The organism is Porphyromonas pogonae (genome assembly GCF_036320655.1).
Lineage (GTDB): Bacteria > Bacteroidota > Bacteroidia > Bacteroidales > Porphyromonadaceae > Porphyromonas > Porphyromonas pogonae.
This window is the reverse complement of the sequence record NZ_CP143258.1, coordinates 2489291-2504258: the sequence shown is the minus strand read 5'-3', so window position 1 is coordinate 2504258 and position 14968 is coordinate 2489291. Positions and strand designations below refer to the sequence as shown.

At 40.8% G+C, this 14968-nt stretch carries 9 protein-coding genes and 1 tRNA gene; 6 read left to right on the top strand and 4 right to left on the bottom strand.

Annotated elements, in window-relative coordinates:
* Nucleotides 1-62: 62 nt before the first annotated feature.
* Entirely contained in the window at nt 63-1916 is a 1854-nt protein-coding gene (locus VYJ22_RS09995; RefSeq protein ID WP_329903889.1) for a TlpA disulfide reductase family protein, read from the bottom strand.
* 346 nt (nt 1917-2262) lie between these two features.
* A tRNA-Ile gene (locus VYJ22_RS09990) sits at nt 2263-2336 on the bottom strand.
* Between the two features lie 298 nt (nt 2337-2634).
* Between VYJ22_RS09990 and fsa the strand changes: the two genes are divergently transcribed.
* Nucleotides 2635-3303 (top strand): fructose-6-phosphate aldolase, encoded by a 669-nt coding sequence (fsa, locus tag VYJ22_RS09985; protein WP_329903888.1) that lies wholly within the window; start codon nt 2635-2637, stop codon nt 3301-3303.
* A 76-nt stretch (nt 3304-3379) separates the two neighbouring features.
* Here the strand turns inward: fsa and VYJ22_RS09980 are convergent, their stop codons facing one another.
* On the bottom strand, nt 3380-3571 hold the full coding sequence (locus VYJ22_RS09980) for a hypothetical protein (RefSeq protein WP_329903886.1): 192 nt from the start codon (nt 3569-3571) through the stop codon (nt 3380-3382).
* Nucleotides 3572-3854: 283 nt separating this feature from the next.
* Here VYJ22_RS09980 and VYJ22_RS09975 point away from each other — a divergent pair, with 283 nt between their 5' ends.
* The 5 genes from VYJ22_RS09975 to VYJ22_RS09955 all read left to right on the top strand — a co-directional run bounded on the left by VYJ22_RS09975 (nt 3855) and on the right by VYJ22_RS09955 (nt 11967).
* Entirely contained in the window at nt 3855-5606 is a 1752-nt protein-coding gene (locus VYJ22_RS09975; protein WP_329903885.1) for a phospho-sugar mutase, read from the top strand.
* Between the two features lie 209 nt (nt 5607-5815).
* Nucleotides 5816-7408, top strand: a complete 1593-nt coding sequence (locus VYJ22_RS09970; protein WP_329903884.1) for a THUMP domain-containing class I SAM-dependent RNA methyltransferase — start codon at nt 5816-5818, stop codon at nt 7406-7408.
* Between the two features lie 58 nt (nt 7409-7466).
* Nucleotides 7467-9611 (top strand): S9 family peptidase, encoded by a 2145-nt coding sequence (locus VYJ22_RS09965; RefSeq protein WP_329903883.1) that lies wholly within the window; start codon nt 7467-7469, stop codon nt 9609-9611.
* Nucleotides 9608-10888, top strand: a complete 1281-nt coding sequence (gene purD, locus VYJ22_RS09960; RefSeq protein WP_329903881.1) for a phosphoribosylamine--glycine ligase — start codon at nt 9608-9610, stop codon at nt 10886-10888. The genes VYJ22_RS09965 and purD overlap by 4 nt, the downstream gene beginning before the upstream one ends.
* 95 nt (nt 10889-10983) lie before the next feature.
* On the top strand, nt 10984-11967 hold the full coding sequence (locus VYJ22_RS09955; RefSeq protein WP_329903879.1) for a DUF6427 family protein: 984 nt from the start codon (nt 10984-10986) through the stop codon (nt 11965-11967).
* Between the two features lie 448 nt (nt 11968-12415).
* Here the strand turns inward: VYJ22_RS09955 and VYJ22_RS09950 are convergent, their stop codons facing one another.
* On the bottom strand, nt 12416-14668 hold the full coding sequence (locus VYJ22_RS09950) for a glycoside hydrolase family 20 protein (RefSeq protein ID WP_329903877.1): 2253 nt from the start codon (nt 14666-14668) through the stop codon (nt 12416-12418).
* Between the last annotated feature and the right edge of the window lie 300 nt (nt 14669-14968).

The window sequence follows — 14968 nt, the reverse complement described above, 5'->3', positions numbered from 1 at the left end:
CGCCATTCATTTTATAAGAAGCCTATGACAGACTCTTATGTCTCATGGGTATGAGACGTTCATTACTTTTCATCTATAATAGATACCATCATGGCAAGTTCGTTCACCAACTCGGATTCATCTCCCTTATAACCGATAGCTCTAAACCTGATCTTGCCTTCTCTGTCTACGATTACCTTAGCAGGTATAGGTTGAATGCCGAAAGCTGTACTTACTGCAAATTTGCCATCTTTGCTTTCGTCAAGAAGTACGGTGAAGTCTTCCAGTTTACGTTCTTTCAACATTTTTTTGATCATGGCAATTCTCTGTTCCATGTTGTCATTCTCAAAAGCGTTAACGAACAGGAATTTAACCTTTTTGTCCTGTAATTGATGCATCGCTTTTTGCATTCCCGGCATAGACGCTTTGCAGGGGCCGCACCAGGAAGCCCAAAAATCTATTATCACCACGTAACCTTTGAAGTCTGAAAGCTTCACTTCCTTTCCATCCAAATCTTTCAGCGCAAAATCCGGAGCCGGTGTATCAGTCATCTCTTCTTTCAGACTTTTCTTATATGCTGCTATTTCTGCAGTTTTGAGCTTATCGAAAGCCTCCTTGAGCCCTGCATCACTCCCTTTGACTTTTACATAGGCTACTTTATACATGGAGTCTATACCGGCATTGTTTTTTTGCTCGAGCATAAATGCTTCAGATTGGCTTAGAGCTTCTGAGGCTTTGTTATTCTCCAGCAACAATTGTATTAGTCTTTCGTTGATGCTTTTTTGTTGCCCCTCGGTCAGTTTCACAGCTTCTTTTTGAGTCTCCAGAGCTTTGATCTTGTCTCCGCTTTTCTCTAATATGGCTGCGTATGTATCCATATATCCGCCTTTGCGTTGTTCGTAGCGAACTAACTCTTGGGATGATAAGGTTTCTTTCTGAGTTATATTTGCCAGCTCAGTTGCTTTTTGTGCATAGTCTTTTGCTTTCTCAAGATGCTTGTTTTCGTCGCATAGCTTCCAAGCCATTTCATTATAATTGGATGCTTTCTCGAAATCATCTTTGATTTTAGCTATAGAGGCTTCAAAGCTGGGTAAGTCCATCTTCTCTATATAAGCATTCATAATATGAGAATCAAGGAATCTCGATACTTTATTAAGCTCACTTTCAGGATATTTTTGAGTAATTTGCTTGTATATTGCAATAACCTTATCAGGATCTTTGGTTTCAAATAAGCTTCTGGTCTCTTTAAATAAAGCTGTCTCACCTTTGGGAAATCTCTTGATCACACGGCGTTCCAGAGAGTCTTGTTTTGCTTTGTCATCTTGGCTTATGTACGAAATAAGGATAGATATGCCTGCGTCACTTTTGCCTTCTTTTATTTTTTTGTCATAAAACTTTCGGGCAGTGTCTGCTACCTCTTTTTGAGAAGATTTGTCAGCACTATATTTGGCTCTAAGGTATTCCCCTATAAACTCCTCTTTGAGCGCAGGGGTGGTTTTGAATTCTTTTTCAAAGAGTGATACTGCTTTGTCGAAGTTCTTGAATAATCTCATTTGTATTTGAGCGTCATTGATATAAGTCCCTTTTACGGGAGATCCCTTTTTATCAAAAATATTTACGCCCAAATTCTCCGGCTTTTTGTTTTCTTTGCTTTTGAACTCAAATAAGATGAAGGTCGTACTATCAGGAATGGAAAAAGAAGCTGTAACATTCTTGTCATTGATTGTATATGGTATTGCTTCAGTTTTTGTTCTTTGATTCAAATTAAATACGTAGGCTTTTATGGTCATGCCTTCACTGACGAGGTCGCCTGTGTAAGTCATTTGTACTTTACTGCCGGCAATAGGTTTTTCGGGCTCTAACTTTAGATTGCTGTTTTGTGCCTTTACACTGAAGGCACATGCTACAGACAAGAGCAATAGAAATAATTTTTTCATAGGTTATTTACACAATAATTTATTGTTGATTATAAGGGAAGCTTATTGTTTCAAAGGTAATGCTTTTCATAAGTAAATTTTTTATATCATTCAAAAATAAAAAGCAAATGATACATATCAATATAGTCTCTTGCCTTCATTGTTTTATTACTATGACTCTCTTGATTGATTGTGAGTTGTATATTGGTTTGAATATGCCCTAAAAGTTGTGAGCTATCAATGCGTAAATGTAATAATATGACAAAGGTTAAAGTATTTTGAATGGCAGTAGTAGGTATAAAAATAAAAGTCAGCTAACTGCTCTGTAATAGAGCTCAATTAACTGACTTTTATTTATCTTAAAATGTGGTCCCACTTGGGCTTGAACCAAGGACTCCCTGATTATGAGTCAGGTGCTCTAACCAACTGAGCTATAGGACCGATAAAAGAAAAGCTGTGGTGCTATCTTTTATTGCGTTGCAAAAATAAAGGTTTTAATTTAAACCTGCAAGCGTTTACAAGGGTTTGTGTTGTATTTATCAGAGCTGATTTTGTTATATCTTTATAATAAAGAGTTTTAGTTGAATTAAAAAATCAGACTATTTTTCACCGTTCACTTCTTGGGGGAGATGTATTGTATTAATAGTTGTCCAAAGTCTGATTTTAAAAAAAAAGAAGGCGTATCAAAGCATTTAATGATTATCTTTAATGCGATTAGTCAACAAATAAATACCATAATATGAAATTCTTTTTAGATACAGCCAATCTTGACCAGATCCGTGAAGCTAATGACTTAGGTGTTTTGGACGGCGTTACTACCAATCCGTCTCTGATGGCCAAAGAAGGAATTAGCGGTACAGAACGTTGTAACCAACACTATATTGATATTTGCAATATAGTTCGTGGAGGAGATATCAGCGCAGAAGTTATCGCTACCGAATATGATGAAATGATTAAGGAAGGTATGATTCTTCATAATCTGCATCCTCAAATTGTAGTGAAAGTCCCTTGTACGGCTGATGGTATCAAAGCCATAAAATATTTTTCGGACAATGGTATCCTAACTAATTGTACTTTGGTTTTCAGCCTTGGGCAAGCTTTATTGGCGGCTAAAGCAGGAGCCAATTATGTTTCTCCTTTTGTGGGCAGACTTGATGATATTTGTTCAGATGGGATCAGCCTTGTGGGGGATATTGTGGATATGTATCGCACTTATGGTTATGAAACGCAAGTATTGGCTGCTTCCATCAGGCATACTCAGCATATTATAGAATGTTTGCGTGTGGGTGCTGATGTCGCTACTTGTCCATTGTCCGCAATCAAAGGATTGCTGAAGCATCCACTTACCGATAGCGGATTGAAACAATTCCTCGAAGATCATAAAAAAGCAGCAGAAAAGACCAAGTAATATTTAAGATCCAATGCATTCTCAAGCATTGAGCTTATCGTATGCAAGCATGCTTTACATTGTTTGCAAGGGTCACTCATATCCCCCTTGCAAACAATGATAGACAAGTTTTACTTTCATTCTTATCATATTGGTTGTCTCTCCTTGGAGATGGATGATTGATCAGAGTAAAGTGGATAAATAACCCACGTAAAACCAATGATACAAAATGAGACCGTTGCATAGCAGGCAAATTGCTTCGTTGCTTGCGAGATTCGCGCTTGGTCATTTACCAGAAGTAAACTCCCTGTGCACTCACTCTTAGCGCCTTGCACTTTACCCTCTCTGCCCGGTCAAAGTGTCTTTTGTCGGCTTTGCCTCCAAAATCCATGAGACTGTTGACTTTTGCAACAGTCTCAAAATATGGGGACATTATTGGGGTAGGAAAGTGGAAAAGAAGGCACATAGTCACAGACTTACAAGAAATTCAGAGTATTATAATTTGCCCTCAACCCAAAAAGATTATCTTTGTATAACAAGAAAAGAATATATTATTAAATTGCTATACAGATATGGAAAATAACGATCTTTTAATGCAAGTGAGATCGAAAGCGGAGGGATGGCTATCCGCTGATTATGACGATACTACACGCAAAAGTGTGCAGGCAATGCTTGATAACCCGGACTCTACCGAACTTATCGAATCATTTTATAAAGATCTGGAATTTGGTACCGGAGGGCTTAGGGGGATTATGGGAGCCGGCACAAATCGTATGAACAAATATACTGTGGGAGCAGCTACTCAAGGTTTGGCCAATTACCTCAAGCAGCAGTTCGAGTCTCTGGATCAGATAGCGGTAGTGGTAGGACACGATTGTCGCAATAATAGCCGTGAGTTTGCTCAGATTACAGCTCAGGTATTCTCTGCCAATAATATTAAAGTTTATCTTTTTGAAGACTTGAGACCCACTCCGGAAATATCTTATGCTATTCGCCATTTAGGATGCCAAAGCGGTGTGATGATTACGGCATCGCACAATCCCAAAGAATATAACGGTTATAAAGCATACTGGAATGACGGTGCACAGATGATCGCTCCTCATGACAAGAATACCATTGTCGAAGTCAATAAAATACGTTCGGTACAGGATATAAACTTCAATGGCAACGACCGTCTCATCGAAATTATAGGTGAAGAGATAGACACTCTGTTTATCAAGGCAGTAAAAGGACTTTCGCTTAGCCCTGAATCAATAGCCCGCCACAAGGATATGAAAATCGTGTATACTCCTATACATGGTACGGGTGTAAGGATTGTCCCACAAACACTTAAAGCTTTCGGATTCGAAAACATTATTAATGTGCCGGAGCAGGACGTGGTAAGCGGTGAGTTTCCTACCGTAATATCTCCGAACCCGGAAGAGCCGGCAGCTTTGGCTCTCGCTATTAAAAAAGCAGAAGATACGGGTGCAGATCTTGTATTGGCTTCTGATCCTGACGGAGACCGCATAGGAGTAGCTGCGAGAAATGATAAAGGAGACATGATGCTTATCAATGGTAATGAAATCTGCACTCTGCTGACTTATTACTCTATCATGCGTAGAAAAGAGTTGGGTACTCTGAGCGATAAGGATTATGTTGTAAAAACTATTGTAACTACAGAGCTTATCAAAGCTATTGCCGACAAAAACAATGTGAAAATGTTTGACTGCTACACGGGATTCAAATGGATTGCCGATGTGATCAGACAAAACGAAGGTAAATTGGTTTACATCGGTGGCGGAGAGGAAAGCTACGGTTATTTGTGGGAAGACTTTATCAGAGACAAAAGCTCAGTATCGGCTTGTGCCATGTTTTGCGAAATGGCTTCATGGGCATTGGACAAAGGGCTTTCCATCTTCAACCTTTTGCAAAAAATCTATCTTGAATACGGTGTATACAAAGAAAAAGGTATCAGCGTAGTGCGTAAAGGCAAAAGCGGAGCTGAAGAGATCGAGGCTATGATGAAGAATTTCCGGGAAAATCCTATGCAAACCCTCGGAGGATCTAAGGTAACGGAAATCCTTGACTATGCTAAACTCGAAGGGCGTTTGCTCGAAGATGGCGATGTTTACACATTAGATATGCCTACAACCAGTAATGTACTCCAGTACAAGACCGAAGACGGTACCAAAGTTTCTATCCGCCCATCGGGTACAGAACCCAAGATCAAGTTTTACATAGGAGCTAAGCAAATCGTAGAGGATGAAGCTTCTCTTGAAGAAGCTAAGAGAAAGGCTGACGAAAAGATTATTGCTATTTGCTCTGATCTTGGTTTAAATTAATATTTCAAGGCTTATGAAGAAACGACAATGGTATGTAATCTTAAGCCTAAGATGTAAAATCAATTCAATAAAACATGACTTCAAGTCATAATTAATACAATCCGCTCACAAGTCAGCTTGTCACAAGAAGACTGCGAGCGGTTTGTTGTTTCTCTATAAAATAAAAGAACATAGACATTTCACGCAAGATGCAAGAAGGGCACTTTCAAATGACCGCCAAAACATTATTTGGCCTCGAAGAGATATTAGCAGACGAATTAAAGACGTTAGGAGCCAATGATATTGTCATAGGTCGCCGTATGGTAGGATTTACCGGAGACAAAGCATTGCTCTATAGCGCTAATATCAAATTACGCACGGCTTTACGGATACTAAAACCAATCGTAACATTCAAAGCCAAAACACCGGATGATATATACGAACGTCTTGTGAAATATGATTGGTCTGAAATACTATCTTCGGATCAAACATTTGCTATAGATGCGGTAATTTATTCCGAAGATTTTACCCACTCGCAATACGTAAGCTATAAGACAAAGGATGCTATTGCTGATTATTTTCGTGAGCGTGAAGGCAAACGTCCTTCTGTGAGATTGAAAAATCCGGATGTTATGCTCAATATTCATATCTCTCACAATGATGTTACAGTTTCGTTGGACAGTTCCGGTGACAGTTTGCACAAAAGAGGTTATCGTATTGCCCAGACGGATGCACCACTCAACGAAGTCCTTGCTGCAGGTATTATACTCAAAACGGGATGGAGAGGCGAAACAGACCTTATAGATCCTATGTGTGGGTCAGGAACATTTCTTATTGAAGCAGCTCTGATTGCACGTAATATAGCTCCGGGGATCTATCGCTCCGGATATGCTTTTGAGAAATGGCCCGATTTTGACCAGGAGCTTTTCCAGTCGATTTATCAGGATGATTCGGACGAAAAAATATTTGAGCATCATATTTATGGTTCGGATATTTTGCCTGAAGCCATATCCAAAGCCCGTGCCAATGTCTCTCGAGCCGGGCTTGACAGAGATATCTCTCTCGAAGTATCCCCCATGCAACGTTTGGAAGCCCCTGCACAAAAGGCTTTGGTTGTAATGAACCCTCCTTATGGCGAGCGTATTCGTATGCAAGACGCTTCAGACCTTTATGGCATGATAGGAGAAAGACTGAAGCATATTTTTACCGGATGTTCGGCTTGGGTGCTTGCTTACAAACCCGAGCATTTCAATAGCATCGGTCTCAAGCCTTCGAGCAAAACTACTCTGATGAACGGGGGGCTTGAGTGTGAGCTTAGAAGTTATGAGCTATTTGACGGATCTAGAAAAGATTTTAAAGAAAACCCACATAAGATGTTTGTCTCCAAGGGTAATGACGAAAGACCTGCCAGGAGATTTGAAAGATCAGACGATCGTGGTAGTTTCCGCAGGGAGCGTAAGTTTGATAAAAGTACTTCATCTGATGACAGACGACGCGGAGGATTCAAAAAAGAAGATCGTTTCGGAGCCAAAAGTGAGAGAAGAGAAAGACCAGAACGTCGTTTTGATAAGAATAAACCCTTTGGAGCCAAGTCAAGGGGCGATAATGAAAAACGCTTTTCGGATAGAGGTAAGCCTTCAAGACCTGATTTCAAAGGGAATGATTCGGCCAAAAAAGAATGGCCCACTGATCGCTTTAAGAAGGATTGGCCTACCGACCGCTTTAAAAAAGAGGGAGATGACAATGAATATGATGGAACGAGGAAAAGACGGACACCTCAAATACAAGTATTTAAGAATATAGATGATAATAAAGATCAATAACTATAATATAGTATATCTAATATCAATGGGTAAGAAATTATTAATAGGGTTTTTGCTTATGAGTGGAGTTATGCTGAACCCCTGTGCTGCTCAGCAAGGCAAAAAGTCTTTCACTTTAGAAGAGCTTATTCCGGGAGGCAAGGATTTCAGAAATCTATATCCGCGGAATGTTCTGGCCTTGCAATGGGCCGGTAAGCAGTATGTGTACTTCAAAGATGGTAAGATTATTCAGGGAACTCCCGGTAAAACTCTCAAAGAGGGTGTGCTCCTTACAGTAGAAGATCTGAATAAGATATTACCTGCTGATGATCGTGCTCAAAAAATGCCGGGTTTTCAAGTTATAGACAAAGCCACAGGTTTGATGCTGATGTATGGCCAGAAAGGGGAATATCTTATTGATCCCTACGCTAAAAAGCTTATGGCTTATTATCCTTACATTTCAGGTGCATCGGAATTTGATTATAGTCCGCATAATAACTCTGCTGCATTAGTCAAAAATCACAACTTGTATATTCTCAAAGCAGGAGCTAAGGGCGAACAAGATCTTATAGCAGTATCCAAGGATGGTACTGATGCTGTGGTATACGGCGAAGCTGCACACCAGCGTGAATTTGGTATCGAAAAAGGAACCTTTTGGAGTCCCAACGGCGATAAATTGGCTTTTTATCGCATGGACCAAAGCATGGTGGCTCCTTATCCGCTTGTGGATATCAACCAACGTAAGGCTACGGAAGCTCCTGTGCGTTATCCGATGGCAGGGATGCCCAGTCATCATGTTACATTGGGAGTATATGATCTGGAAAGCGGTAAGACTGTTTATATAAAAACAGGTGAGCCCAAAGAAAAATATCTTACCAACATATCGTGGAGTCCTGATGGTAAAACTATTTATATCGCAGAGGTAAACAGAGCACAAAACCAATGTGATGTGACGGCGTATGATGCATCTTCAGGGGCACGTATCAAGGTCCTTTTTACAGAAAAAGATGATAAATACATTGAGCCCACTCATCCACTCGTTTTCGTTCCGGGTAAAAAGGATCAGTTTATTTGGGAAAGCCGTATAGACGGATGGAATCATTTATACCTTTATAATACGGATGGAAAGAAACTACGACAGATCACAAAAGGAGCATGGGAAGTAACTGCATTTATGGGGTTTGATTCCAAGGGCCAAAAGATATTCTTCGAAAGCACGCAGGCATCACCTTTGGAGTGTCACTTGTATACCTCGGATTTGCATGGTAAGAAGATAAAAGATCTCACACCCGTCAAGGGATATCATAGGGCACAGCTATCAGCTGATGCAAAATATGTGATAGATATATATCAATCCACTACCATTCCTCGTAATACAGATATTATTGCAGTAGATGATGTTAAGGTGAAGATAAATTTGCTCACCGCTCCCAATCCTGATGAAGGCTATAATATGCCGGAGATCAGCCTGGGCAAGCTCAAAGCAAATGATGGTAAGACGGATTTATATTACCGACTTGTCAAGCCTGTAAACTTTGACCCGCAGAAGAAATATCCTACCGTAGTATATGTTTATGGCGGTCCCCATGCCCAACTTGTACATGAGACTTGGCATGGTGATGCCCGTGGATGGGATATCTATATGGCTCAGCAGGGATATGTGGTATTTACACTGGACAATAGAGGCTCATCCAACAGAGGAGCTGCTTTTGAGCAAATAGTGCATAGGCAATTGGGTAAGATAGAGATGCAGGATCAAATGACAGGAGTAGAGTTCTTGAAATCCCTACCTTATGTAGATAAAGATCGTATGGGTGTACATGGCTGGAGTTTCGGCGGCTTTATGACAACAAATCTCATGCTTACCCACTCGGATGTTTTTAAAGTCGGTGTAGCAGGAGGCCCCGTTATGGATTGGAGCCGTTATGAGATCATGTATGGTGAAAGATATATGGATATGCCTCAGGAAAACCCTGAGGGTTATGAGGCAGCCAACCTCACCATGCGTGCCAAAGACCTCAAAGGCCATTTGCTCCTAATACATGGTGATATGGATAATGTTGTGGTTCTTCAGCATAGTCTGCTCTTTTTGGAAGCATGTGTCAATGCTCGCACATACCCCGATTACTTCATTTATCCGGGGCATACTCATAATGTGTCGGGGAGAGACAGAGTGCATTTGCATGAAAAAATTACAAGATACTTTAATGACTATTTGAAATGAGAATATTGTTATTAGGCTCCGGAGGACGCGAGCACGCCATGGCATGGCGCATCAACCAAAGCAATATGACCGATGAACTTTTCATTGCTCCGGGCAATCCCGGTATGGAGAGTTTAGGTAAGATATTCCCGGATATTCAGGTCAATAACTTCGAGGGTATCGCATCTTTGGCTTTGAAAGAAAATATAGATCTGTTAGTCGTAGGACCGGAGGATCCCTTGGTGCATGGTATTACCGATTATTTTGCACTCAAGCCTGAGCTTCGTCACATTCGGATAGCTGGGCCGTGTGCGCAGGGTGCAAAGCTCGAAGGAAGTAAAGATTTCAGTAAGGCATTTATGCTCAAATATGGTATCCCTACAGCAGCATACCGCACTTTCACATCAGAAACAATCCATGAAGCCAATGAGTATCTGAAAACGCTCAAGGCGCCTTACGTTCTCAAGGCCGATGGTCTGGCGGCAGGTAAAGGAGTGATTATTGCCCAAAGTCTCGAAGAAGCTCAAAGCGAACTCAAAGAGATGCTGGGAGGTCGTTTTGGCAATGCCGGTAATCGTATTGTTATAGAGGAGTTTCTACAAGGGATAGAATGCTCTGTTTTTGTTGCTTGCGACGGTAGAGATTACCGCATATTACCGGTTGCTAAGGATTACAAACGTATTGGAGATGGTGACACGGGGCCCAATACTGGCGGTATGGGGGCCATATCTCCCGTAAAGTTTGCTGATAAAGATTTCATGTCCAAAGTGGAAGAGCGTATCATAAAGCCCACGATTCATGGACTTATTCAAGAAAACATCGACTATAAGGGGTTCATCTTTATAGGACTGATGAATGTCGCAGGCGAGCCGTATGTAATAGAATATAATTGTCGCTTGGGAGATCCCGAAACCGAGGCGATAATGCTTCGTATAAAATCGGATTTTGCAGATATGCTTTATCGTATTGCTTCGGGCTCATTGGCCGATTATCAGCTGGAAATAGATCCACGCACCGTAGCTACCGTAATCATGGTATCTGGGGGCTATCCCGGCGAATATCAAAAAGGCTTTGAGATACTCATGCCTTTGGATAGTGATGAGACTATCCTTTTCCATGCGGGAACTAAGCGTGACGGACACTCCATTGTAACTAACGGAGGGCGCGTTGTAGCTATAAGTAGTTACGGATCTGACATTGCTTCTGCTATTGAGAGGTCATATGCCAAAGCCTCTCAAGTGGTATTCGAAGGCAAAAACTACCGCCATGATATTGGCAAAGATTTAATGAATTTGTAAATTAAGATTGATGTACCATGCGAAATATGATCTGTATTTCGCATGGTATAATATCTTTTTCCCAACTGTAAGATCACAGACCTCAACATTCCATAATGAGCTATATCGAAAGTAACAATAGCAGAAAACCCTACTGGCTTATCCCTATTAGTTTTTTACTGGGTTTGCTATTGATCACCCTTAACATCTTCTTTAACTCCTTATCTCCCGTAGAGCCGGAGTATTGGATAGATCTTCCTCGGCTAAGCAATATACAGCGCACTGTAGCGGGGCTGGTTGTTTTTGTGCTGGCTGGTTTTTTCGGGATGAAATTGACCAACTATTTTATACTCCTCAGGGTATATGGCAGAGCCCTGTTCTTTATGCTTCTTCTTATATTTACCTGTTCTTTTTTTTATGAATGGGATCGTTTTATTCCCTGTATTCTTTTGGAATTGTGGGCTTTGGCCTGCTTGTATTCCACTTATCAGCAATCATCAGCTCCCGATCATTGTTTTTCTTTGGGTCTCTCTTTGGGCATTGCAGCTATGATATGGCTACCTTCTCTGTGGTTGCTTCCCTTTTTTATTATTGAGCTGTATTTTATGCGTTCGTTTTCATTACGTAATATTTTGGCCATAATTATCGGAGCCATCACTCCTTTGTGGATTTTCATCCCTGTTTTTACAGCACTTCCTACTTTGGGACTCAAAGACTATTACATAGAAAACCTGAATCTGCTTACTTCTTTGGATTTTATATGGCATTACAATGAAGGCTATTTTTTCTGGTATCTCTATCCCTTGGTACTTATACTTATACATATTATCGGGCTTGTTTATCTTTACTCCAGTTACTGGCAGGAGAGAGTGAAAAATCGTACTCTTCTTTTTTCCGCGAGCCGTACCACGACTTATCTGATGACTTTGGCTATGTTTACAGGCCCTTCTTATAAAGGCATGTTGTTTCTGAGTATAATCCCTTTGGGGATACTTTCGGCTCGTGCATTATCCAAGGTAAGGCACAAACTTGACCGTTACCTTATCACCATCATTATTATCCTCTCTATCGCCAGCATTATTCTTCCGCTTTTCTTGTAGAAAGATATCGGTTCTTTAAGCTATGCTTGCCCTTGCTTGGCGTTAGTATTAATAGTATCATATTCCTGAAGAGACCGTTGCATAGCAGGCCAATTGCTTCGTTGCTTGCGAGATTCGCGCTTGGTCATTTACCTGAAGTAAATTCCCTGTGCACTCACTCTTAGCGCCTTGCACTTTACCCTCTTTGCCCGGTCAAAGTGTCTTTTGTCGGCTTTGCCTCGAAAATCCACAAGACTGTTGACTTTTGCAACAGTCTCCTGAAATAAAAAGGAGCTTTTGGTTGGTCTATCGGCTTCATAGTATTATGGTATAAAAAAAGCTTGTCTGCGCTATACTTTTCAGCTTGTGGTGTTTTTCCCGACAAGTCATACAGGTTTATCTGTATAGGTATAGTTTTGACAAGCTCTTTTCGTGCCTGACCTTCTAGGCCAGGCATGCTATGAGGTATCTACTGAACTACTATTTCGTCCACAAAGAGGAAATAATTTTTGATCTTGCTTTGTTTGGCTATCAGCTTTACATAACGAGCTTTCATCGTAGTATTGAAGCTGAATACCTCAAATGAAAGCTTCATCTCGTCTATAGGTACCGTTGTTTTTACAGTTCCCAGTGAGGTAAAGTTTTTGCCATCCGAACTCAAAAGTACCTCTACGGTTTCAGGCATGTAGACCCATGCTCCTTTTACCTGCATAAATTTTGCAAATATTCGGTGCAGTGGTTGCTCCTTTTTCAGGTCTATCACCACATCCATGGTCTCGGTAAAGCCTTGCCAGCGTCCATCGAGATAGGTGGGGCCTCCGCGGTATCCGTCAGTAAGTGCAGTAGCTCCTCCTGCGGGGTATCCTTTGTCGAATTTACTATTGTAAGTCACCGGGCAACCTATCGCTTTATGGTAATCCACACGATAATGTATGGGCTTAAAGATAGGATTGCCGTTTTCAAAGAGTGAAGCCACAATGCTCGCCGAGTCTTTTACCACTATTTTGTCATGGTACAAAGCTGAGTTTTTGGTGGGCATTGTGCCATCGGTCGTATATCTTAATTCGGCGGGGATTTTTTCTGTTTTTGCTTTTACCCTAATTTCTTTAGCTACGGTATCTACTTCCATAGACAAATCTATGTTTTTTAGTGGGTAAGTATTGATTCCTCTTTCTTGTAGTTGTTCATTGTGTATGTTCACTCTTGGGAGGAAATTATCAAATTGTCGTTTGTTTTGAGGTGTCCATACCACTTCAGCAAGAGCCAGTAGCCTAGGAAATATCATGTAAGCACAGTGCTTTTCATTAGGGATATATTCTGTCCATACATTAGCTTGTGCACCCAGGATGTGACGATGTTGTTCAGGTGTCAGGTCTGTAGGCTCAGGATTATAAGAATATACTCTCTCCAAAGTAGTATATCCACCGATAGCTTTAGGTTCGCTCAGAGGATCAGATTGATAAAAATCAAAATACACATAGCCGCCCGGTGTCATCACTACATCGTGTCCTTGACGAGCAGCTTCAATGCCTCCTTTTTCTCCTCTCCAGCTCATTACCGTAGCTTCAGGTGCAAGTCCGCCTTCGAGTATCTCATCCCAGCCGATAAGCTTACGTCCCTTGCTGATCAGGTATTTTTCTATTCTTTTGATGAAGTAGCTTTGTAGCTCTTCCTTGTTCTTGAGCCCTTCCTGTTTGATACGTGCTTGACACTTGGGACATGAACTCCAATTTTTCTTATCAGCTTCGTCACCTCCGATGTGTATGTATCGAGATGGGAAAAGCTCCATGGTCTCATCTAAGATGTCTTCGAGGAACTTAAATACCTTTTCGTTGCCGGCACAGAAATCGCTCGTTTCGTAATCCCACTTACCCAAGCAGTTTAGCTCAGGATATGCTGCGAATACTTCATTACTATGTCCCGGCATCTCTATTTCGGGTATGATAGTAATATGTTTCTTCTTGGCATAAGCTACTATCTCCTTTATGTCTTCTTGGGTATAGTAGCCTCCATAACTTCCGGGTGTACCCTCGTCTACAAACCGGCGGTCATGTCCCCACCACTCATCCCAGTCTTCTATTGTTCTGAAAGCTGCTTTTTGGGTGAGTAGGGGATACTTCTTGGATTCCATTCTCCAGCCACCACCGTCTACAAGGTGCCAGTGAAAGGTATTGAGTTTGTAATAAGCCATTTCATCGAGTAGCTTTTTGATAAATTCTTTGCTCATAAAATGGCGTGATACATCGAGGTGCAGTCCTCTGTACTTGAAGCGTGGTTCATCTTTTATGGTCATGGCCTTGATACGACCTTTATTGTCGGTGAGTTGCAGTATCGTCTGGATACCGTAAAAAAGGCCGTCACGAGTAGAGGACGATAGCTCTATTGATTGTGGAGTAATGTTGAGGTTATATCCTTCGGGATTGTCTGTTTTGCGGCTTGTAATTACAAGCTTGATATTACCTGATTTGGATGTTTTCAGTTTTGCTCCGCAGCGCTCTTTCAGGGCACTATTTAGTAGCTCTACAAGTTGTTTGTCCTCTTGTGAATTTGCGGCCAGCGTGATGCTTGTATTTGATGAGAGTTGGAAGTATCCTCTCCCTAGACTCATCTCTGCAGGTAATGGAATCAGTGCAGGTGCAATCTGATTTTTGGTCGGAACTTGAGCTGTCATAAGCATGCAAGCACAAAGCAGTCCTATAATCAGCAAGTTGATTTTCTTCATTTCTTGATGTTTAAGATGTTTTATATCGTATTGGGATTTATAAATTATAGTTCACTGAAGGAGTTGTAATATGCCCGAAATATCCTTGCTTTACAAAGATACTTCATTATTTATTAATAAAATATATCTTCAGCAATTGGTGAAAATTTAAATAGACTTTTAGGTTATATAATATTATTCATAATATAACGCGATACATTTCTTTATTTATTCTGAGTTGTAAGGGCATTTATCCGTGTTATTATTATGGTAAGATTATAAGAGATATGAAATATGTACTTATATCGGACAAAATGATGT